General features: G+C 64.5%; 19 protein-coding genes. 6 read left to right on the top strand and 13 right to left on the bottom strand.

The window, feature by feature from the left end:
* Positions 1–249 precede the first annotated feature (249 nt).
* The gene (locus AACH55_RS21565) at positions 250–1,137 is read left to right on the top strand and encodes a DMT family transporter (protein ID WP_338716680.1); all 888 of its coding nucleotides are present in this window, start codon (positions 250–252) and stop codon (positions 1,135–1,137) included.
* On the opposite strand, the gene AACH55_RS21560 is transcribed toward AACH55_RS21565, so the two are convergent.
* The 13 genes from AACH55_RS21560 to paaY form a co-directional block, all read right to left on the bottom strand.
* Entirely contained in the window at positions 1,138–2,250 is a 1,113-nt protein-coding gene (locus AACH55_RS21560; RefSeq protein WP_338716679.1) for a sensor domain-containing diguanylate cyclase, read from the bottom strand.
* A 212-nt stretch (positions 2,251–2,462) separates the two neighbouring features.
* Entirely contained in the window at positions 2,463–3,362 is a 900-nt protein-coding gene (locus AACH55_RS21555; RefSeq protein ID WP_338716678.1) for an SAM-dependent methyltransferase, read from the bottom strand.
* Positions 3,363–3,609: 247 nt separating this feature from the next.
* Positions 3,610–4,815, bottom strand: a complete 1,206-nt coding sequence (gene pcaF, locus AACH55_RS21550; protein WP_338716677.1) for a 3-oxoadipyl-CoA thiolase — start codon at positions 4,813–4,815, stop codon at positions 3,610–3,612.
* Between the two features lie 41 nt (positions 4,816–4,856).
* Positions 4,857–6,197, bottom strand: a complete 1,341-nt coding sequence (gene paaK / locus AACH55_RS21545) for a phenylacetate--CoA ligase PaaK (RefSeq protein WP_338716676.1) — start codon at positions 6,195–6,197, stop codon at positions 4,857–4,859.
* Positions 6,198–6,240: 43 nt separating this feature from the next.
* Positions 6,241–6,729 (bottom strand): hydroxyphenylacetyl-CoA thioesterase PaaI, encoded by a 489-nt coding sequence (gene paaI / locus AACH55_RS21540; RefSeq protein WP_338716674.1) that lies wholly within the window; start codon positions 6,727–6,729, stop codon positions 6,241–6,243.
* Complete coding sequence (locus AACH55_RS21535; RefSeq protein ID WP_338716673.1) at positions 6,722–8,260, bottom strand: 3-hydroxyacyl-CoA dehydrogenase; 1,539 nt, start codon at positions 8,258–8,260, stop codon at positions 6,722–6,724. The genes paaI and AACH55_RS21535 overlap by 8 nt, the downstream gene beginning before the upstream one ends.
* A gap of 1 nt (position 8,261) precedes the next feature.
* On the bottom strand, positions 8,262–9,053 hold the full coding sequence (gene paaG, locus AACH55_RS21530; RefSeq protein ID WP_338716671.1) for a 2-(1,2-epoxy-1,2-dihydrophenyl)acetyl-CoA isomerase PaaG: 792 nt from the start codon (positions 9,051–9,053) through the stop codon (positions 8,262–8,264).
* Positions 9,054–9,055: 2 nt separating this feature from the next.
* Complete coding sequence (gene paaE / locus AACH55_RS21525; RefSeq protein ID WP_338716670.1) at positions 9,056–10,126, bottom strand: 1,2-phenylacetyl-CoA epoxidase subunit PaaE; 1,071 nt, start codon at positions 10,124–10,126, stop codon at positions 9,056–9,058.
* Between the two features lie 36 nt (positions 10,127–10,162).
* On the bottom strand, positions 10,163–10,696 hold the full coding sequence (gene paaD / locus AACH55_RS21520; protein ID WP_338716668.1) for a 1,2-phenylacetyl-CoA epoxidase subunit PaaD: 534 nt from the start codon (positions 10,694–10,696) through the stop codon (positions 10,163–10,165).
* A complete protein-coding gene (gene paaC / locus AACH55_RS21515; RefSeq protein ID WP_338716667.1) occupies positions 10,693–11,445 on the bottom strand; it encodes a 1,2-phenylacetyl-CoA epoxidase subunit PaaC in 753 nt (250 codons plus the stop codon). The genes paaD and paaC overlap by 4 nt, the downstream gene beginning before the upstream one ends.
* A gap of 10 nt (positions 11,446–11,455) precedes the next feature.
* Complete coding sequence (paaB, locus tag AACH55_RS21510) at positions 11,456–11,740, bottom strand: 1,2-phenylacetyl-CoA epoxidase subunit PaaB (RefSeq protein ID WP_008332574.1); 285 nt, start codon at positions 11,738–11,740, stop codon at positions 11,456–11,458.
* 95 nt (positions 11,741–11,835) lie between these two features.
* Positions 11,836–12,822 carry a 1,2-phenylacetyl-CoA epoxidase subunit PaaA gene (paaA, locus tag AACH55_RS21505; protein WP_338716666.1) on the bottom strand — a complete coding sequence of 329 codons (987 nt, stop codon included), beginning with the start codon at positions 12,820–12,822 and terminating at the stop codon, positions 11,836–11,838.
* A 171-nt stretch (positions 12,823–12,993) separates the two neighbouring features.
* On the bottom strand, positions 12,994–13,596 hold the full coding sequence (paaY, locus tag AACH55_RS21500; protein WP_338716665.1) for a phenylacetic acid degradation protein PaaY: 603 nt from the start codon (positions 13,594–13,596) through the stop codon (positions 12,994–12,996).
* 251 nt (positions 13,597–13,847) lie between these two features.
* Here paaY and AACH55_RS21495 point away from each other — a divergent pair, with 251 nt between their 5' ends.
* From AACH55_RS21495 to AACH55_RS21475, 5 genes are all read left to right on the top strand, one after another.
* Positions 13,848–14,468, top strand: a complete 621-nt coding sequence (locus AACH55_RS21495) for a TetR/AcrR family transcriptional regulator (RefSeq protein ID WP_338716663.1) — start codon at positions 13,848–13,850, stop codon at positions 14,466–14,468.
* 71 nt (positions 14,469–14,539) lie between these two features.
* Entirely contained in the window at positions 14,540–15,685 is a 1,146-nt protein-coding gene (locus AACH55_RS21490) for an ABC transporter substrate-binding protein (protein WP_338716662.1), read from the top strand.
* Between the two features lie 258 nt (positions 15,686–15,943).
* Entirely contained in the window at positions 15,944–18,004 is a 2,061-nt protein-coding gene (gene paaZ, locus AACH55_RS21485) for a phenylacetic acid degradation bifunctional protein PaaZ (RefSeq protein WP_338716661.1), read from the top strand.
* A gap of 155 nt (positions 18,005–18,159) precedes the next feature.
* Positions 18,160–19,212, top strand: coding sequence for a branched-chain amino acid ABC transporter permease (locus AACH55_RS21480; RefSeq protein WP_338716660.1), 1,053 nt, complete (start codon positions 18,160–18,162; stop codon positions 19,210–19,212).
* A gap of 10 nt (positions 19,213–19,222) precedes the next feature.
* Positions 19,223–21,013: a branched-chain amino acid ABC transporter ATP-binding protein/permease gene (locus tag AACH55_RS21475; protein ID WP_338716659.1), complete on the top strand. Its 1,791-nt coding sequence runs from the start codon at positions 19,223–19,225 to the stop codon at positions 21,011–21,013.
* The last annotated feature ends 11 nt before the right edge of the window (positions 21,014–21,024 follow it).

Raw genomic sequence — 21,024 nt, 5'->3', positions numbered from 1 at the left:
TGCCGTTCAGTGCTGCACTGAACGGCATTTTGCATTCCACATTCCGTTCGTCCTGAGTAGCCGCGTAGCGGCGTATCGAAGGCGCGCCCGAGTTTCAATCACCGGCACGCCTTCGATACTCCCCGGTGGAGCGACTCAGGACGAACGGCCCGCTATCAGCCAACATGAACAGGTGTTGTGCGCAGAATTTGAAGGAAGTGACCTGCACGTAGATTCTGCTGATGTCACTCCCTATGTTTGAGAAATAACATGCACCACCTCCCCAAGTCCGCCGTGGCGGCACTGCTGATCAATACCCTCATCTGGGGCCTGTCCTGGACCGGCACGCGTGCGCTGGAAGGCATGGGCCTGCACCCGGTCTGGGCCACCGCCGCCATCTTCAGTGCCTGCGCACTGCTGCTGCTGAGCCGGCGCTACCGCGAACTGCCGCTGTTGTGGCGCCATCCGGCGCTGCTGTGCATGGGGCTGGTCACGGGCCTGACCAACTGTTCCTTCAACGTGGCCGTGGCCTATGGCGACGTGGTGCGGGTGATCCTGCTGTTCTACCTGATGCCGGTATGGACCGTGATCCTGGCGCGGCTGATGCTGCATGAAGCCATCACCCCGCGCTCGCTGGCGCGCGTGGCGCTGGGGCTGGGTGGCGCCTTCATCGTGCTGTACCAGCCGCGCCTGGGTCTGCCTTTTCCGCAGAGCCTGCCGGACTGGATGGCGGTGCTCTCGGGCCTGCTCTTTGCGCTCACCAACGTGCTGTTGCGACGGCTGCATGGCGTCTCCGACGGCACCCGCGCCGTCGCCATGCTGACCACCAGCGGCCTGCTGGCGAGCCTCTTGGGTGTGGTCTTGTCGGCCAGCGGCGTGATTGCCTGGCCGCTGTCTCTGTCGGCGTCTGCCGGGCCGGTGGTGGCGCTGTGGGCGGGGCTGTTCCTGGTCTCGAACCTGTGCCTGCAATATGGCGTGGCGCGCCTGCCGGCCAACATCGCGGCCGTCATCATGCTGGCCGAAATCCTGGTGGCGACCTTCTCGGCATGGATGCTGGGCGCGGCCGAACTGCGGCCGCAGGACCTGATCGGCGGCGTGCTCATCATCGCCGCGCCGTGGATCGTGCGTGACCGCCAGGCGGCGGTACAAACGGCCTGATCAGTCCGCCAGCATGACCCGGTTGCGCCCGCCCTGCTTGGCCTGGTAGAGCGCCAGGTCGGCCGCCTTGAGCATGGCCTGCTTGACATCGACGGCCGGGCGACTGCGCTCGGGCGGCGACAGCGACGCCGCACCGATGGAAGCGGTGATACGCAACGGATCGCGCGAGCCTTCGATCATCACCCCGCGGCTGCAGATGCCGGCGCGAATGCGTTCGGCGATGCGCACGGCATCGTCGCGGGTGGCGTGCGTCAACAGCACCACGAATTCTTCTCCGCCAAAGCGGCCCAGCGCATCCGACAGGCGCAGTTCCTTCTTGATGCGTGCGGCCACTTCGCGCAGCACATCGTCGCCACTCTGGTGGCCGAACTGGTCATTGACGCGCTTGAAATGGTCGATGTCGATGAACAGGCAAGACAAGGCCGAGCGCTCACGCTGACTGCGCGCCACTTCTTCCTGCATGCGCTGCTCGATGTAGCGACGGTTGTTGACGCCTGTGAGCGGATCGGTCAGGCCGATGTGCTTGAGGCGCTCGTTGTTGATGACGTTTTCCAGGCAGATGGCGGCCACGGTCGCCAGGCGCTGGATGAAATCGGTGGCCAGGGAGCGCGTAAAACGCTCGCCATAGGCGCTGCCCAGCGACAGGTAGCCCAGCAACCGGTGCTGGCGCACCAGCGGCAGCACCGCCACGCTCACCGGCTGGTAATGCGGGAACAGCGGCCCGTGCAGGGCCGGGTTGTACTGCCCCAGGCGCGGCTTTTCGGCCGACAGCGGGCCCTCTTCATCGATGAAGTGCAGCGGGTCTTTCAGGAACAACAGCTTGGGAAATTCATTGACCCCGATCTGCAGGTCGCGCAGGATGCGCTGGATCGCGTAGTCGCCATCGATCAGGGAAAGCGTCACCGTCTCCAGGCTGAACACGCCCGGCATCACGGTCAGGATGACGTCGATCAGTTCGCGGAATTCGCTGGCGCCGATCAGTTTCAGGTCGAAGGCCTGATGGCGCTCGATGATGGACTGGTTGATGTGCGCCTGCTGCAGCAGATCCTTCAGTTCGCTTCTCAGTTGCGCATTGTCGGCAATCAGCGCTTCCGTATCGATGGTGGCTCTCATGTGCTCATCTGCATTTTCCGGCGTGTCGCCGGCCCCTTGCCCAAACCGGTTGCCCGGTCTCCATTGAGCCTGCCACGCGGCTAGCGTGCGGCCTGACTGCTTGTGCTGCGGTGATCCGATCCAGGTTTATCGGCAGGCGTGGCGGCAACTGAAGCCCTGCCACGCTGTTCCCCATGCCGTGCAAGAAGCGTTCCCGCGCCTGTTTGCTGCCCTTACGCCGCCTGCGGCGCGAAGAAGCGATCACCCATCTCTTCCAGCCCCAGCGTACGCAGCACCTCCTGCAGCCGCTCGGCCGGACGGCGACGCGGCAGGTCGCGGTATTGCGCAATGATTAACTCGTTCTTCATCGAATGTTCCCAACCCACCAGCTCGGTCACGCTGACCTTGTAGCCGTGCGCTTCCAGTTGCAGGCAGCGCAGCACGTTGGTGACCTGGCTGCCGAATTCGCGCGTATGCAGCGGATGGCGCCAGATCTCGGTGAGCGAATTGGACAGCGACTTGCCCTTGTTGCGGTTCAGGACCGATGCCACCTCGGCCTGGCAGCACGGCACCAGCACGATGAAACGGGCCTGTTTGGCCAGGGCGAAATGGATGGCGTCATCGGTGGCGGTATCGCAGGCATGCAGCGCGGTGACCACATCGATTTTTTCCGGCAGGCGCGGCGAGGTGATCGAGTCGGCCACCGACAGGTTGAGGAAGGACATGCCGCCAAAGCCCAGGCGCGCGGCCAGTTCTTCGGACTTGCGCACCAGCTCTTCGCGGGTCTCGATGCCGTAGATGCGCGGCGCACCGGCCAGGCCCTTGAAGAACAGGTCGTAGAGGATGAAACCGAGATAGGACTTGCCCGCGCCGTGGTCCACCAGACTCACGTCGGGATGATCGTCCAGCACTTCCTGCAGCAGCGGTTCGATGAACTGGTAGAGGTGATAGACCTGCTTGAGCTTGCGGCGGCTGTCCTGGTTCAGTTTGCCGTCGCGCGTCAGGATGTGGAGTTCCTTGAGCAGCTCGATGGACTGGCCGGGCCGGATCTCATGCGCCTGCGCGGCGCTCTCTGCGGCGGGTTTGCCCCGGCTCTGCTGGCGGCCGGAGGCATTGGGGGATTGCTTGCTCATGGTGCTGCACTGGCGAAGGGCCGGCGCGCAGGCCGGCGGGTTGGTATCGGGGGCAAGATCGGCATCCACACCCGTTCGGACCTGCTCAGTCCGAACGGTTTCTTGAAGCGAAATGAATCGTGGGAGCCGAATGGAGCCGTGGCCGGGCATTTTACCCGATCCCGATGTCAAGCTCGTGAAGTGCAGCGCCTGGCGGGAGCTTGTTGCCTGTCGGCAAAGTCCGCCACAGGCCTCAAGCTCGCCGGTCTTATGCCACCCGTTCGATCACCAGCGCAATGCCTTGTCCCACGCCGATGCACATCATGCACAGCGCATAGCGCCCACCGCTACGCTCCAGCTGGTTGATGGCCGTGGTCACCAGCCGTGCGCCGGACGCGCCCAGCGGATGGCCGATGGCAATGGCGCCGCCATTCGGATTGACGTGCGCCGCATCGTCGGGCAAGCCGAGATCGCGCGTGACGGCCAGCCCTTGTGCGGCAAAGGCTTCGTTGAGTTCGATCACGTCCATCTGCGCCAGTGTCAGGCCGACTTGCGCCAGCACCTTGCGTGCCGCCGGTGCCGGGCCGAAGCCCATGATGCGCGGCGCGACACCTGCGGTGGCCATGCCCAGCACGCGTGCACGGGGCTTCAATCGATACAGGTCGGCGGCCTTGGGCGAGGCCAGCAGCAAGGCACACGCCCCGTCATTGACGCCGGAAGCATTGCCGGCGGTGACCGTGCCATCGGGCCGCACCACACCCTTGAGTCTGGCCAGCGTGGCCAGGGTGGTGTCCGGACGCGGATGTTCGTCGGTGGTGACGATGAGCGGATCGCCCTTTTTCTGCGGGATCGTCAGCGGCGTGATTTCGTTCGCAAAGAAGCCCGCCGCCTGCGCCGCAGCCCAGCGCTGCTGGCTGCGCAGCGCAAAAGCGTCCTGGTCGGCACGGTTGATGTTGAAATCGGTGGCGACGTTTTCTGCAGTCTCGGGCATGGAGTCGATACCGTACTGCGCCTTCATCAGCGGATTGACGAAGCGCCAGCCGATGGTGGTATCGAAGATCGCCGCACTGCGCGCAAAGGCCGACTCCGCCTTGCCCATCACGAAGGGCGCGCGCGTCATGCTCTCCACGCCGCCGGCGATCATCAATTGCACCTCGCCCGACCTGATGGCGCGCGCGGCCATGCCCACCGCATCGAGGCTGGAGCCGCACAGACGGTTGATGGTCGTGCCCGGCACCTCGATGGGCAGGCCGGCCAGCAAACCGGCCATGCGGGCTACGTTGCGGTTGTCTTCACCGGCCTGGTTGGCGCAGCCGTAGAGGATGTCGTCCACGCGGCTCCAGTCCACGCCGGGGTTGCGTTCCATCAGGCTGCGAATCGGCGCGGCGGCCAGGTCGTCGGCGCGCACCGCGCCCAGGGCGCCGCCGTAGCGGCCGAAGGGCGTGCGGATGGCGTCACAGATCAATGCTTGCATAGGTCTCTTTCTTCCGGGATCAAGGGTTTGCGGGCCGTGCCTCAGGCCGGGAGGGCCGACGCCACGGCGCTGTCAGCCTTCTTGCGATGGTCGATCACCCGTTTGGCCTTGCCCACGGAGGTGCGTTCGATCATCCCGGCCGGCACCACCGTCACCTTGGTGGAGATGCCCACATAGGTCTTGATGCTGTGCTGCAGTTCCTTCTCCAGCGCCTCCACGTGTTCGTTGGAGGCATCCTCGCGCAGCTCGGCGAAGACGCTCATGCTGTCCATATGGCCGTGACGTTCGATCTGCAACTGGTATTGCGGGGCCAGTTGCGGCAGCTTCAGGATCAGTTCCTCGATCTGGGTGGGGAACACGTTCACGCCACGGATGATGAGCATGTCATCCGAGCGCCCGGTGATCTTGCCGATACGGCGCATCGAGCGCGAGGTCGGCGGCAAGAGGCGCGTGAGATCGCGCGTGCGGTAGCGGATCATCGGCAGCGCTTCCTTGGTCAGCGAGGTAAAGACCAGTTCGCCTTCTTCGCCATCGGGCAGCACTTCGCCGGTATCGGGATCGATGATCTCGGGATAGAAATGGTCTTCCCAGATCACCGGGCCATCCTTGCTCTCGATGCATTCGCTGGCCACACCCGGCCCCATCACTTCGGACAGGCCATAGATGTCCACCGCATCGATGCCGGCGCGCTGCTGGATTTCGCGGCGCATGGCATCGGTCCAGGGTTCGGCGCCGAAGATGCCGACCTTGAGCGAACTGGCCGCAGGGTCCAGACCCTGGCGCTGGAATTCCTCGATCACGTTGAGCATGTAGGAGGGCGTGACCATGATGATGCTGGGTTTGAAATCACGAATGAGCTGCACCTGTTTTTCGGTCTGCCCGCCCGACATGGGGATGACGGTGCAGCCCAGTTTTTCCGCGCCATAGTGCGCGCCCAGGCCGCCGGTGAAGAGGCCATAGCCATAGGAAATCTGCACGATGTCGCCGCGCCGTCCACCGGCGGCGCGAATGGAGCGGGCTACGACGGTAGCCCAGGTGTCGATGTCGTTGCGCGTATAGCCCACCACGGTCGGCTTGCCGGTGGTGCCGCTGGAGGCGTGCACCCGCACCACCTGTTCGCGCGGTACGGCAAACATGCCGAAGGGATAGTGATCGCGCAGGTCCTGCTTGGTGGTGAAGGGGAATCTGGAGAGATCCGACAGGCTCTTGAGGTCGTCCGGATGCACGCCGGCCTGGTCGAAGGCGTTGCGATAGTGCGCCACGTTGTCATAGGCGTGCTGCAAGGACCATTTCAGGCGTTGCAGTTGCAGTGCCTGCAGTTCGTCGCGACTGGCGGTTTCGATGGGTTCCAGATCGCCGGGTTGTGGAGTGCGGGTGGTCATGGTGGTCTCCTGTCTCTGTTGCTCTGTTGGTATCGGTGTTCTTTTATGCGCGGCCTTGCTGTGCCGCCGGCAGTGCGGCGATCACCTCGCCCTTGATGCGATAGGACTTGCCCCGGAACAGCGCGATGATCTTGCCGTCCTGGTTGCTCACGGTGATGTCGTAGACGCCGGTGCGGCCGGCCAGCGTGCGTTCCTGCGCCTCGGCGGTCAGGACGTCATTGCGCAGGGCCGGTGCCACGTATTCGATGCTGCAACCCGATGCCACGGTGTTGAGATTACGGCTGTTGCAGGCAAATGCAAAGGTACTGTCGGCCAGCGCGAAGATGAAACCGCCGTGGCAGGTGGCATGGCCGTTGAGCATGTCGCTGCGCACCAGCATGCTCATACGGGCGCGGCCCGGGCCGACGTCGAGGATCTTCATCCCCAGTGACTGCGACGCATTGTCGCGCGGGTACATGGCCTGCACCGTGGCTTCGGCCAGGGCTTGCGGCTCCATCTCGTTCGATGGGAAAGACAGTGCGGTCTCATTCATGGAATTTCCTTCCGGAAGCTTGCAGACGTTGCAGCAGGGGCGAGAGCCGATAGCGGTCCTCGCCATAGGTGGCACCGAGCTGGCGCAAGACGCTGGCGACCGTATCGATGCCGATGGCATCGGCCCAGGCCAGCGGACCACGCGGATAGTTGACGCCCTTCTGCATGGCCAGATCGGCGTCGGCCCGGCTGCAGACCCCCTGGTTGATCGCATCGGCGGCTTCGTTGACCAGCATGCAGACGGTGCGCATGACCACCATGCCCGGCACGTCGGCCATCGGCGACAGCGCAAAGCCGCAGGCTTGCAGCACGCCCGCAGCCACCTGGTAGGCGCGGTCGCGGCACTGGTCGGCGCGGGTGATGCCCAGGCGTGTGGCCCGTGCATAGTCCAGCGCCAGGTCCACCAGCACCACGTCGGGCATGTTGTAGTCGTAGGACTGCTGGGTGGCGGTACGGCCTTCGGTGAGGTAGACGCGGGCGGGACCGGCCTTCATCAGCAGATTGTCGGCACGCGGGGGGCAGTATTCCACCCGGCCCTGGTAGCGCGCGCGTACCACTTCCACCAGCGGATGCGTGCCGAACAACTGCAGCGGCACCGTGGGCGGATCGAAGCTTGGCTCGGTCGCGGGCTGAGGTGTCTCGGCGCCGCTGCCGTAGCGATAGAAGCCATACCCGCTCTTGCGGCCCAGGCGGCCGGCATGCACCAGCTCCTGCTGGATCAGCGAGGGCGTGAAGCGCGGATCGTTGAAGTAGGCATGGAAGACTGATTGCGTCACCGCGAAATTGACGTCATGTCCGATCAGGTCCATCAGCTCGAACGGCCCCATGCGAAAGCCCCCGGCTTCACGCATGACGGCATCGATGGTGGCCGGCTGCGCGCCGCACTCATGCAGCACGCGCAGGGCTTCGGCGTAGTAGGGCCGGGCCAGACGGTTGACGATGAAACCCGGTGTCGAGCGGGCCACCACCGGCACCTTGCCCCACGCCCGCGCGGTGTCGTGCAGGCATTGCACCACGGCCGTATCGCTGGCCAGACCACGGATGATCTCCACCAGCCCCATCTGCGGCACCGGGTTGAAGAAGTGCATGCCCGCCAGGCGTTCGGGGTGGCGCAGCGGGGCGCCGATGTGGGTGATCGAGATCGAGGAGGTATTGCTGGCCAGGATGCATTGCGCATCGACGATGGCTTCCAGCTTGCCGAACAATTCCTGCTTGGCCGCCAGTTGTTCGACGATGGCCTCCACCACCAGGCGCGCGCCGTGCAGGTCTTGCAAGCTGCCTGCGACCGACAGCCGTTCGCAGGCGTCCTGGGCCAGTTGCGAAGGGATCTTGTCCTTGTTGGCCAGCTTGTCGAGGTTTGCACGGATGTCGCTGATGGCCTTGGCGGCGCCGCCTTCGCGGCTGTCGTAGAGCTGCACCGGATGGCCGGCGAGTGCCGCCACCTGGGCGATGCCGGCCCCCATGGTGCCGGCGCCGATGACCGCCACCGCAGCGCTGGCGGGCAGGGCGTAGCTGTTCTGAAGTTCGCTCATGTCATTGGCCCGTGAAGTGCGGTGCGCGCTTTTCCAGGAAGGCGCTCACGCCCTCGCGGTAATCGCGGCTGTGGCCCAGCGCGCGCATGGTGTCGCGTTCCAGGTCCAGCTGCTCGCTCAGCGTATGCGCCGGGCTGGCATACAGCGTGGCCTTGGTCGCGGCCAGGCCGCGGGTCGGGGCGCGGGCGAAGTGCGCGGCCATGGCGCGGGCCTGCTCCATCAGCTTGTCGTCATCGACGCACTTCCAGATCAGGCCCCAGTGCTCGGCCTGTTCGGCGCTGATCTTCTCGCCCAGCAGCGCCATGCCCATCGCACGCGCCGTACCGACCAGGCGCGGCAGGAAGTAGGTACCGCCGGTGTCGGGGATCAATCCCAGCTTGCAGAACACTTCCACGAAGCTGGCCGAGCGCGCTGCCAGCACGATGTCGCAGGCCAGCGGCAGGTTGGCGCCCGCACCGGCGGCCACGCCATTGACCGCGCAGATCACCGGGAAGGGCAGGGCGCGCAGCGACTTCACCAGCGGGCCGTAGTACTTGTCGATGGATTCACCCAGGTCCACCGCATCGTCGCCGGGGTTGACGGCGCGGTCGCCCAGGTCCTGGCCGGCGCAGAAGCCGCGTCCGGCGCCGGTCAAGAGCAGCACCCGCACCGTGGGATCGGCCTGCAGGGTGGCGATGGCCTCGCGCAATTCCAGATGCATGGCCACCGTGAAGCTGTTGAGCTTGTCGGGACGGTTGAGGGTGATGACGGCCACGCCGTCATGGTTCTCGAAGAGGATGGATTGGTAGCCCATGGTCAGTTGTCCTGGTCGAAGTCCAGCAGCAGCTTGTCGCTCACCGGGAAGGACTGGCAGCTCAGCACGAAGCCGCGCGCGATCTCGTAGTCTTCCAGCGCGTAGTTGGCATCCATGTCCACCTTGCCCTCGACCACCTTGCAGCGGCAGGTGGCGCACACGCCGCCCTTGCAGGAATAGCGCAGGTCGATGCCGTGCCTGAGGCCCGCATCGAGCACCGATTCCTTTTCCTTGTCCATGGTGAAGACGTTGTGATAGCCATCCACGATCACGGTGACCTCGCATTCCTTCTTGCCTACCACCGGGCGCGATACGTGCTCGCGCGCCGGTGTGCCGGCCGCGAACAGCTCGGTCTTGATCTGCGCCTTGGGCATGCCGTGCGCCTGCAGCGATTCGGTCACCGCCTGCACCATCTCTTCGGGGCCGCACAGGAAGACCGCGTCGACGTCCCTGAGATTGATCCAGGAAGTAAAGAAGGCATCACACTTGGCGCGGTCGATGCGACCGTTGAACATTTCCACGTCCTGCTGTTCGCGGCTCATCACGTAGACCACCTTGAAGCGTTCGAGGTAGGTATCCTTCAGGTCGGTCAACTCTTCCTTGAAGATCACCGAGGACGAGGATCGGTTGGCATAGATCAGCATGAAATGGCTGTGCGGCTCGGCCAGCAGCGTGGTCTTGATGATCGACAGCATCGGCGTGATGCCGCTGCCGGCCGCGAAGGCCAGGTAGTGCTTGCGGTTGGAGGGGTCCAGCGGCACGTTGAAGTGGCCCATGGGCGGCATCGCCTCGATGCGCTGGCCCGGCGCAAAGGATTCATTGGCCCAGTTCGAGAACAGGCCACCGGGCACGCGCTTGATGGCGACCCGCAACTGCTTGTCCTGGCGCGCCGAGCAGATCGAATAGGAACGGCGCAGCTCCTCGCCCTGCAACTGCGAGCGCAGCGTCAGGTGCTGGCCCTGCTCATAGGCGAAGGTGTCCTGCAGCTCGGGCGGAACGTCGAAGGAGACCACGATGGTATCGCGCGTTTCCTGCTTCACGCCCGAGATGGTCAGTGGATAGAATTTGTTCATGATGTTGTGCCTTGGTTCTGGAACATTGAGCGCGGCTCAATGCGCCTTGAAATAATCGAACGGTTCGCGGCAGTCCTTGCACTGGTACAGCGCCTTGCAGGAGGTGGAACCGAACTGGCTCACGCACACCGTCTGCATCGAACCGCAATGCGGGCATTGCACCTGGGGCGCGGCCTGGCGTCTGAGGCTGATGCCGCGGATGTCGATGACCTGCTGCGCCGGCGGTGCGATGCCGTATTGCTGCAGGTTGCGGCGGCCTTTCTCGCTCATCCAGTCGGTGTTCCAGGCCGGTGCCAGTTGCGTGCGGATGGCCACCTCGGCCAGTCCGTGCTGCCTGAGTGCAGCGCGGATGTCCTGCGCGATGACGCCCATGGCCGGGCAGCCCGAGTAGGTCGGCGTGATCACCACCGTGCAGCGCGCGGCCCCGGCATCCTCATCGGATACCTCGACCTCGCGCACGATGCCCAGGTCCACCACCGAGATGACCGGGATTTCCGGATCGGGGATGGCTTCCAGCCATGCCCAGATGCGGGCCTGCAGCGCCTGCGCCGAGGCAGTGAGCTCGCTCACCACTTCGCTCCCGGATAGGCGCGCTGCAGGAACTGCATCTCCGCCAGCAGATAGCCCAGGTGCTCGGTATGACGACCGGCCTTGCCGCCGCTCTGCATCCACAGGCCGGCAGCAGGCAGTTGCAGCGTGGCTTCGCGCATCACCTCGATGACGTGCTGCTGCCACTTCTGCTGCAGTTCGCCCAGATCCGGCGCGATGCCATTGGCGTGCATGACCTGATCCAGCGCGTCGGCGGCGAACAGTTCACCGGTGTACATCCACAGCGCATCGATGGCATCCTGCATGCGGCGATGGCTTTCCCCGGTGCCGTCGCCCAGGCGGATCATCAGGTCGGTGCTGCGGCGCACGTGATAGGTCACTTCCTTGAAGCATTTCTGGGCGATCTCGGCGATGCGGGCATCGCGGCTGTCGCACAGACCCTCCAGCAGGAAGTAATGCCATACGTCGAAGAGGAACTGGCGTGCCAGCGTGTCGGCATAGCTGCCATTGGGCAGCTCTACCAGCAGCAGGTTGTGGAACTGGTGGGCATCGCGCAGGAAGGCCAGCTGGTCTTCGTCGCGGCCCGCACCCTCCAGTTCGGCGGCATAGGCCAGCCACAGACGGGCCTGGCCGATCAGGTCCAGCGAGACGTTGATGAGGGCCATGTCTTCTTCCAGTGCCGGACCCTTGCCGCACCATTCGGAGAGGCGTTGCGAGAGCACCAGGGCGTTGTCGCCCAGGCGTCGCACGTAATCGGTTTTGTCGGTCATGGTGCGCCTCTTACAGGTTCTTCAGTTCAGCCGGCATGGGGAAGAAGGTCGGGTGGCGATACACCTTGCTGTTGGCCGGTTCGAACAGCGGCGCCTTGTCGCCGGGGCTGGAGGAGACGATATCGGCCGCGCGCACCACCCAGATGCCCACGCCTTCGTTGCGGCGGGTGTAGACGTCGCGGGCATTGTTGATGGCCATCTCGCCATCGGGGGCATGCAGGCTGCCGACGTGTTTATGGGCCAGACCGTGCTGGCTGCGGATGAAGACTTCCCAGAGAGGCCATTCCTTGCTCATGATGCGTTTCCTTGTTGGCGGGCCGCCGTGCTTGGCTGGCGGCCACTGGCATGGTTGTGAGATGAAGCGATGCAAAAAAAGGGAGTGTCGGCGGCTCAGGCCGCCTTGCGCGCGGCGCGCTTGTCGGCATGCGCCACCAGCGCATCGCGGAACCAGGCGCCGTCGTCGTAGGCCTTCTTGCGGGTGGCCAGGCGTTCGCGGTTGCAGGGGCCGTTGCCGCGCACCACGTTGTTGAATTCGTCCCAGTCGATGGCGCCGAAGTCGTAGCGGCCGCGTTCGGCATTCCACTTGAGGTCGGGGTCGGGCACGGTCAGGCCCAGGTATTCGATCTGCGGGATGGTCTGGTCCACCATGCGCTGGCGCAGTTCATCGTTGGAGAACAGCTTGATGCGCCATTGCATCGACTGCGCACTGTTGACCGAATCGGCGTCGGAGGGGCCGAACATCATCAGCGCCGGCCACCACCAGCGGTTCAGCGCATCCTGCGCCATCTGCTTTTGCTCGGGTGTGCCGCGGCACAGCGCCAGCATGATGTCGTAGCCCTGGCGGGCGTGGAAGGATTCTTCCTTGCACACGCGCACCATGGCGCGCGAATAGGGGCCGAAGGAACAGCGGCACAGCGGGATCTGGTTGATGATGGCCGAGCCATCCACCAGCCAGCCGATGGCGCCCATGTCGGCCCAGCTGAGGGCGGGATAATTGAAGATGCTGGAATACTTGGCGCGCCCCGCATGCAGCTCGGCCAGCAGGTCGTCGCGCGACACGCCCAGGGTTTCGGCGGCGCTGTAGAGATACAGACCGTGGCCGGCCTCATCCTGGATCTTGGCCAGCAGGATGGCCTTGCGCTCCAGCGTGGGTGCGCGCGTCACCCAGTTGCCCTCGGGCAGCTGGCCGACGATTTCCGAGTGGGCGTGTTGCGAGATCTGGCGTACCAGAGTCTTGCGATAGGCTTCGGGCATCCAGTCCTTGGGCTCGATCTTCACGCCTGCATCGATGCGTGCCTGGAAGGCCTGCTCTTCGGGGGACATGTCCTCGATGCTGCGCACCTTGGACAGTCCGGTTTCTACGAGTTGTGCATACATGGTGCTTCTCCATGGAAAATGGCACGCCGGACGATGGACGACGGACGAACGAGATCCTGGCCGCCTGGGCCCGCTTCGGGTGCCTGAAACTGAATACTTAAAAAACTGAAAAATGAAAACTGGTAACTTCGGTTACTAATTTCGCCGCTAAGTCCGCTGCTATGTCCGCTGCTAAGCCCGCTTCGCCGCAATCAGCGGCTCGACCATCGGCGCAGCCAGCGCTGGCCGGTCGGCGTCGATCTCGCGCAAGGGGCTGACCTCGCGCAGGCTGTGCAGGCTGCGCCGGGCCAGGTCGTGATAGGTGCGGGTGCCTTCCTGTTTCCAGGCGATCTCTTGGTCCGACAGCTCGCGTACCACCTTGGCCGGCACACCCGCCACCAGCGTGCGCGGGGCAATCTGCATGCCGGCGCGCACGAAGGCGCAGGCCGCCACGATGGCCTGTTCGCCCACGACCGCCTCATCCATCACCACCGCATTCATGCCCACCAGCGCATCGCGCCTGACGGTACAGCTGTGCAGTACGGCGCCGTGGCCGATGTGGCCGTTTTCTTCCACCACCGTCGCGTGGCCGGGGAAACCATGGATCACGCAGGTGTCCTGCACATTGGCGCCACGCTCCAGCACGATGCGGCCGAAGTCGCCGCGCAGGCAGGCCGCCGGGCCGACATAGCAGCCGGGCCCGACGATGACGTCGCCGATCAGTACCGCCGTGGGATGCACGTAGGCCGTCGCATCGACTACCGGGATCACGCCTTCCATCGAATAACAAGGCATTGCTGTCTCCTTTGCCGGCTCTTCCGGCCACGCGGAAAAACCATTTGCCTGTCGCTGTTTTTTGAGGAATAATAAGTTCGACCGACCGGTTGGTCAATAATGTTTTGAAGATTTTTTCTGACCGGTCAGAAAGTGCATTGACGGATCGGGAAGGCCGGGCGGTTGGTGCAGGCAGATCGGAGATGTTTCGCCAGAGTTTTGATTTACGGCACAATCATGACTTTTGCAGAGATATCGAAGAGGACGCACTTATGCCACGCAAGCGTGCAGCGGGATATGACAACCAGCGCGAGACCATCGTCGAACAGGCAGCGGCCCTGTTTGCGCGCAATGGTTTCGTGGGCACATCGATGAATGAAGTGGCGCTGGCCTGCGGCCTGTCCAAGGCCTCGCTGTATCACTACTTTGCCGACAAGCATCAGTTGCTGATGCACATCTGCGAGGACCACATCGACCGCCTGTGCGGCCTGGTCGATGAAGTCGCGCAGCAGGAGTTGGACCCCGAGCCGCGCTTGCGCCTGCTGATCCAGCGCTTCGTGGAGGAATACCGCGATGCCCAGAACGAGCATCGTGTACTGACCGAGGACGTGCGCTTTTTGGAACCGGCCGACCAGAAGCGCATCCTCAACGGCGAGCGCAAAGTGGTCAAGGCGGTGGCCGACGCGATGTGCGCGGTGCGGCCGGAACTGGACCGCAGCCGCATGGGCAAGCCGCTGGCCATGTTGTTGTTCGGCATGATCAACTGGATGTTCATGTGGTTCAAGCCCGAGGGCGAACTGACCCATGAACGCATGGCGGTGGTCGTGTCGGAGCTGCTGTTTGGCGGAATCGGCGCCGTGAGCCTGGACGGCGCGGGAAAGAAGAAACGATGACGTGAACCCTTGAGCGGTGGCGTCATTGCAGGCATGCAGCACCACAATGACAACACATCAAGGAGACCTTCATGCAGTTCGCTCGCCCCCTGCTCGCGCTGGCCCTGGCCGGCTGCGCGCTCGCTGCACACGCCGACATCAACGTCGGCGTCACCGTGTCCACCACCGGCCCGGCCGCCTCGCTGGGCATCCCCGAGAAGAACACCATTGCGCTGCTGCCCACCACCATCGCCGGGCAGAAGATCAACTACATCGTCCTCGATGACGCCTCCGATACCACGCAGGCGGTCAAGAATGCGCGCCGCTTCGTCACCGAAAACAATGTGGATGTGATCGTGGGCTCGTCGATCAGCCCCAATTCCATCTCGATGAGCGAAGTGGCGGCCGAAGCGCAGACGCCGATGATCTCGCTGGCGGCGGCCGCGCGCATCGTCGAGCCCATGGATGCGAAGAAGAAGTGGGTCTTCAAGACCCCGCAGAACGACATCATGATGTCGCTGGCTATTGCCAAGGACATGGTGGCGCGCGGCTACCAGCGCATCGCCTTCATCGGTTATGCCAATGCCTACGGCGAAGGCTGGTATGAAGAATTCAAGAAGGCCGCCGGTCTCAAGAAACTGGAACTGGTCGCCAATGAGCGCTTCGCGCCCAACGATACTTCCGCTACCGCGCAAGCCCTGAAGCTGGTCGCGGCCAAGCCCGACGCCATCCTCATCGCCGCCTCCGGCACACCGGCCGTGGTGCCGCAACGCGCCTTGAAGGAACGCGGCTTCAAGGGCCAGATCTACCAGACCCACGGCGTGGCCAATGCCGACTTCCTGCGCGTGGGCGGCAAGATGCTCGACGGCACGCTGCTGCCTGCCGGTCCCGTTCTGGTGGCGGCGCAACTGCCGCTCAACAATCCCATCCGCAAGGTCGCGCTGGACTACACCACGAAGTACGAAGCCGCCCACGGCAAGGACAGCGTGTCGCTCTTCGGCGGCTATGCCTGGGATGCGGGCGTGCTGCTGCAGTCAGCCATTCCCGTGGCGTTGAAGCGCGGCAAGCCGGGCACGCCGGAATTCCGCGCGGCCCTGCGTGATGCGCTGGAAGCCACCAAGGAAGTCACGGGCGTGCATGGCGTCTACAACATGTCGGCCACCGATCATCTGGGTCTGGATCAGCGGGCTTCGGTGATGGTCAAGATCGTTGATGGCGCCTGGCAGTACCAGCCCTGAGGGCCTGTAGCGATTGCACTTGCAGCCCCCACTGACCGTTCGACCTGAGTAGCGGCGTAGCCGCGTATCGAAGGCGTGACGACGGTACAAGCTCCGCAGCGTCTTCGATACGGCCCGCAGGGCCACCTCAGGTCCAACGGTTAGCGGAGCATTTTTTAGACCAACGTCGGATGCATTGAACAATGCGCACGCAGTTCTCCAACAGCTGCCGTCCGATCTTGAAACTGTTCATTCCTTATCCCTCATCAGGAGTCTCCAATGACCACCCGACCACCCCTCCTCCAGAGTTTCATCGCCGGCCGCTGGCTCGGCGCAACCCCGTCCCAGGCGCTGCACAGCGCCGTCAATGGCCGCCCCGTCGCCAGCACCCACGATGAAGCCATCGATTTCCGCGAAGCGCTGGAACACGCCCGCAAGAAGGGTCTGCCCGCCCTGATGGCGCTGGACTTCCAGCAGCGCGCCGCGATCCTCAAGGCGCTGGCCAAGTACCTGATGGAACACAAGGAAACGCTCTACGCCGTCTCCGCCCACACGGGCGCGACCCGCACCGACAGCTGGATCGACATCGAAGGCGGCGCCGGCACCCTGTTCACCTATGCCAGCATCGGCACCAATGAATTCCCGTCCTCCAACCTGGTCCATGAAGGCCCGGCCCTGCCGCTGGGCAAGCAGGGCCGCTTTGCCGGCACCCACATCCTGGTACCGCGCGGTGGCGTGGCCGTGCACATCAATGCCTTCAACTTCCCGGTCTGGGGCATGCTGGAAAAATTCGCGCCGACCTTCCTGGCCGGCATGCCCTGCATCGTCAAGCCGGCCACTGCCACCAGTTACCTCGCCGAAGCTGCAGTGCGCCTGATCCAGCAATCGGGGCTCTTGCCCGAAGGCGCGCTGCAACTGGTCATCGGCAGCACCGGCGACCTGCTGGACCGGCTGCAGGCGCAGGACGTGGTGACCTTCACCGGCTCGGCCGATACGGCGGCCAGACTGCGCGCGCATCCCAACCTGATCGCCAATTCGATTCCCTTCAATGCCGAAGCCGATTCGCTGAACTGCGCCATCCTCGGTCCGGACGTGACGGTCCACGATGAAGAGTTCGATCTCTTCGTCAAGGAAGTGGCGCGCGAGATGACCACCAAGGCCGGCCAGAAATGCACGGCGATTCGTCGCGCCATCGTGCCGCGCCAGCATCTCGATGCGGTGGCCGAGAAACTGGCGGCGCGCCTGTCCAAGATCGTCACCGGCGATCCGGCGCTGGAAGCGGTGCGCATGGGCCCGCTGGCTTCGCTGGCGCAGCAGCGCGACGTGCAGGAGCGCGTGGCCCTGTTGAAGCAGAGTGCCGAACTGATCCTCGGCGCGGAGGGCAGCTTCCAGCCGCAAGGCGAGGGCGTGGCCGAGGGCGCGTTCTTCGCGCCCACGCTGCTGCTGGCGCGCGATACCTCCCCAGGCAGTCCGGTGCATGAAGTGGAAGCCTTCGGTCCGGTCAGCACGCTCATGCCTTACGACGATCTTGACGAAGCCTTGACCTTGGCCGCACGCGGACGCGGCAGCCTGGTGGCCAGCCTGGTCACGCGCAGCCCGGCGGTGGCGGCGCGCGCCATTCCGGTGGCGGCGGCCTGGCATGGCCGTCTGCTGGTACTGGATCGCGAAGCCGCACCGGAATCCACCGGCCACGGTTCGCCCCTGCCGCAGCTCAAGCATGGCGGTCCGGGCCGCGCTGGCGGCGGTGAGGAGCTGGGTGGTTCGCGCGCCGTGAAGCACTACCTGCAACGTACCGCCGTGCAAGGTTCGCCGACCATGCTGGCCGCGGTCGTCGGCGAGCACGTGCGGGGCGCGCAGGTGCGTGAGTCGGATATCCATCCCTTCCGTCACTACTTCGAGGATCTGCAGATCGGCGATTCGCTCACCACCCATCGCCGCACCGTCACCGAGGCCGATATCGTCAATTTCGGCTGCCTCTCGGGCGACCATTTCTACATGCACTTCGATGAGGTCGCGGCGCGCCAGTCGCCCTTCGGCAAGCGCATCGCGCATGGCTACTTCGTGCTCTCGGCGGCCGCCGGGCTGTTCGTCTCGCCTGCGCCCGGTCCGGTGCTGGCCAACTACGGGCTGGACACGCTGCGCTTCGTCAAGCCGGTGGGCATCGGCGACACCCTCTCTGCACGCCTGACCTGCAAGCGCAAGATCGACCGCAACAAGAAGGATGCCAATGGCCAGGGCCAGGGTGTGGTGGCCTGGGATGTGGAGGTCAGCAATCAGGAGGGCGAACTGGTGGCCTCCTACGACATCCTCACGCTGGTGGCCAAGAAACCGGCCGCGTGACATTTCCCGTTTTTTGACAGGAAGCTTCATGTGCCTGGCGGGAATCGCGCCAGACACAAGGTACCCAGCCCAAAGGTTCACTTCTGAAAAGAACCGGGCTTATCCGGCACGCCGCAGCCCGATCTGCGGCGGCCGGTCATGACAGGAGGAGACAAATGGATACGAGCATTCTGACCGTGCTGATCCAGGACGGCATCACGACCGGCGCCATCTATGCGCTGCTGTCGCTGGCGCTGGTACTGGTGTTTTCAGTGACACGGGTGATTTTTCTGCCGCAGGGCGAGTTCGTCGCTTTCGGCGCGCTGACGCTGGCGGCGATCCAGAACGGGCATGCCCCCGGCACCGCTTTGCTGCTGGTAGCGCTCGGTGGCGTGACGCTGGCTGTGGAGGCGGGCAGCGCCTTGCGTCTGGCGGCGAATCGCGCACGCCTGCTGCGCCGCCTGCCGCTGCTGCTGGTCATGCACATCGGCCTGCCGCTGGTGCTCTACGGACTGACGCTTTATATGGACCTGCAGGCGCTGGCCATGCCCTGGCAGATTCTGCTGGCGCTGTTGATCGTGGTACCGATGGGACCGATGATTTATCGCGTGGCCTATCAGCCGCTGGCGCATTCGAGCGTGCTGGTGCTGCTGATCGTCTCCCTCGGCGTGCATCTGGCGATGGTCGGGCTGGGTCTGTTGATGTTCGGCCCGGAAGGGACCAACACCAAGCCTTTCACCGAGCTGCAATTCAATCTCGGCGACAGCCCGGTCTCGGGCCAGAGCGTGATCGTGCTGGTGACGGTGGCCGCCCTGATCGCCGTGATCTACCTCTTCTTCGAACGCACGCTGACCGGCAAGGCCTTGCGCGCCACTGCCGTCAACCGCCTCGGTGCGCGGCTGGTGGGGGTGGGCATCAACCAGGCGGGCAAGCTGTCCTTCGCGATGTCGGCCGGGATCGGCGCGCTGTGCGGCATCCTGATTGCGCCCTTCACCATCGTCAACTATGAGTCGGGCTTCATCATCGCCCTGAAAGGCTTTGTGGGGGCGATCTTCGGCGGGCTGGCGAGTTATCCGGTTGCGGCGCTGGGTTCGGTATCGGTCGGACTGATCGAGAGTTTTTCTTCCTTCTGGGCCAGTGCCTTCAAGGAACTGATCGTCTTCACGGTCATCATCCCCATCCTGTTGTGGCGCTCGCTGACCAGCCATCACATCGACGAAGAAGCCTGAGGACACCGCCATGACTGCATTCACATCGCATCGCGCCGCCGTGCCGGCGCTGTTCTTCGTTATCGTACTGGCGCTGCCATTGCTGGGCCTGCCGCCGTTCTGGGTGACGCTGCTGTCCTATGTAGGCCTGTATGCCATCGTCGCGTTGGGGCTGGTGCTGCTGACCGGCGTGGCCGGGCTGATCTCCTTCGGGCAGGCGGCCTTTGTCGGCATCGGTGCCTATACCACGGCGTATCTGACCACGCAGTTCGGGCTCTCGCCGTGGCTGGGTCTGCTGGCCGGCATTGCGCTCACGGGATTGTCGGCCTTTCTGATCGGCGCGCTCACCATGCGCATTTCCGGTCATTACCTGCCGCTGTCCACGATAGCCTGGGGGCTGTCGCTGTACTACCTGTTCGGCAATCTGGAGATGCTGGGCAAGCATGACGGCATCAATGGCATCCCCGCCATTGCCATCGGCAGCGTCACGTTCGGCAATGGGGCGTCGATGTACCTGCTGATCTGGGCCGTGGTGATCGTGGCGCTGGTGTCGGTGCTCAACTTCCTCGATTCGCGCGCGGGCCGTGCGGTGCGTGCGCTCAGGTTCGGCACCGTGATGCCCGAGGCGATGGGGGTGGACACGGCCCGGCTGAAGATCGTCGTCTTCGTCTATGCGGCAGTGCTGGCGGGCATTTCCGGCTGGCTCTATGCGCACCTGCAACAGGCGGTCAATCCCACGCCCTTCGGCCTGAAGTACGGCATCGACTATCTGCTGATGGTGGTGGTGGGCGGTGCCGGTCATGTGTGGGGGGCGCTTCTCGGTGCGGGCCTGCTGGCGGTGCTGAGCAATTTTCTGCAGGAGTGGTTGCCGGGCGTGCTGGGCACGGGCGGCAATTTCGAAGCCATCGTCTTTGGCATCGCGCTGGTGATCTTCCTGCAGTTCGCCAACGAGGGCTTGTGGCCACGTGTGCAGGCGCGCTTCGCACGCCGCCTGCCGCGTCAGTTGCCGGTGGATGCGGCCCCGCTGACGCAGCTTCCCAAGCCGGTGCGCGGGGAGGTGATCCTGGAGGTGGAGGCCGCCCGCAAGCAGTTCGGTGGACTGGTGGCGGTCAATGATGTGAGCTTCTCGGTCAAGGCCGGAGAGATCGTCGGGCTGATCGGGCCCAATGGTGCGGGCAAGTCCACCACCTTCAATCTGGTCACCGGGGTGCTGTCCATCACCAGCGGCAAGCTCAATTATCGCGGGCAGTCGCTGGCGGGATTGTCGTCACGCGCCATCTCCAGCCGTGGTATTGCACGCACCTTCCAGCACGTGCGGCTGGTACCGGGCATGAGCGTGCTGGAGAACGCCGCCATGGGCGCGTTCCGGCGCGGCGAGTTCGCGCCTCAGCGCGGCATCCTCGCCAGCCTGGTGCGCGGCAATCGCAAGGAAGAGGCGCGCATCCTCAGCGAAGCGCGGCGACAACTGGAACGCGTGGGACTGGGCGAGCTGATCGACCGGCCTGCCGGCAGCCTGGCGCTGGGCCAGCAGCGCATTCTGGAAATCGCCCGTGCGCTGTGTTGCGATCCGGCCCTGTTGCTGCTGGATGAACCCGCTGCCGGTCTGCGCCTGCAGGAAAAGCAGGCGCTGGCCGCCTTGCTCGACAAACTGCGTGGCGAGGGCATGGCGGTGCTGCTGGTGGAGCACGACATGGATTTCGTGATGCAACTGACCGACCACATCGTGGTCATGGAATTCGGCAGCAAGATTGCCGAGGGCACGCCGGCCCAGATCCAAGTCCACCCGGCCGTGCTGGAAGCCTATCTGGGAGGAGCCCAATGACCACCGTCGCC

Source organism: Herbaspirillum sp. DW155 (assembly GCF_037076565.1).
Classification (GTDB): Bacteria; Pseudomonadota; Gammaproteobacteria; order Burkholderiales; family Burkholderiaceae_D; genus Herbaspirillum.
This window is presented reverse-complemented; position numbering and strand designations above follow the sequence as displayed.

Coding starts and splice junctions, on each gene's coding strand:
- AACH55_RS21560 (WP_338716679.1), bottom strand. CDS start 2,250: ATGAGAGCCACCATCGATACGGAAGCGCTGATTGCCGACAATGCGCAA.
- paaE (WP_338716670.1), bottom strand. CDS start 10,126: ATGAACAAATTCTATCCACTGACCATCTCGGGCGTGAAGCAGGAAACG.
- AACH55_RS21565 (WP_338716680.1), top strand. CDS start 250: ATGCACCACCTCCCCAAGTCCGCCGTGGCGGCACTGCTGATCAATACC.
- paaZ (WP_338716661.1), top strand. CDS start 15,944: ATGACCACCCGACCACCCCTCCTCCAGAGTTTCATCGCCGGCCGCTGG.
- paaY (WP_338716665.1), bottom strand. CDS start 13,596: ATGCCTTGTTATTCGATGGAAGGCGTGATCCCGGTAGTCGATGCGACG.
- paaC (WP_338716667.1), bottom strand. CDS start 11,445: ATGACCGACAAAACCGATTACGTGCGACGCCTGGGCGACAACGCCCTG.
- paaG (WP_338716671.1), bottom strand. CDS start 9,053: ATGGGCTACCAATCCATCCTCTTCGAGAACCATGACGGCGTGGCCGTC.
- pcaF (WP_338716677.1), bottom strand. CDS start 4,815: ATGCAAGCATTGATCTGTGACGCCATCCGCACGCCCTTCGGCCGCTAC.
- AACH55_RS21490 (WP_338716662.1), top strand. CDS start 14,540: ATGCAGTTCGCTCGCCCCCTGCTCGCGCTGGCCCTGGCCGGCTGCGCG.
- AACH55_RS21480 (WP_338716660.1), top strand. CDS start 18,160: ATGGATACGAGCATTCTGACCGTGCTGATCCAGGACGGCATCACGACC.
- AACH55_RS21475 (WP_338716659.1), top strand. CDS start 19,223: ATGACTGCATTCACATCGCATCGCGCCGCCGTGCCGGCGCTGTTCTTC.
- AACH55_RS21535 (WP_338716673.1), bottom strand. CDS start 8,260: ATGAGCGAACTTCAGAACAGCTACGCCCTGCCCGCCAGCGCTGCGGTG.
- paaB (WP_008332574.1), bottom strand. CDS start 11,740: ATGAGCAAGGAATGGCCTCTCTGGGAAGTCTTCATCCGCAGCCAGCAC.
- AACH55_RS21555 (WP_338716678.1), bottom strand. CDS start 3,362: ATGAGCAAGCAATCCCCCAATGCCTCCGGCCGCCAGCAGAGCCGGGGC.
- paaI (WP_338716674.1), bottom strand. CDS start 6,729: ATGAATGAGACCGCACTGTCTTTCCCATCGAACGAGATGGAGCCGCAA.
- paaK (WP_338716676.1), bottom strand. CDS start 6,197: ATGACCACCCGCACTCCACAACCCGGCGATCTGGAACCCATCGAAACC.
- paaA (WP_338716666.1), bottom strand. CDS start 12,822: ATGTATGCACAACTCGTAGAAACCGGACTGTCCAAGGTGCGCAGCATC.
- AACH55_RS21495 (WP_338716663.1), top strand. CDS start 13,848: ATGCCACGCAAGCGTGCAGCGGGATATGACAACCAGCGCGAGACCATC.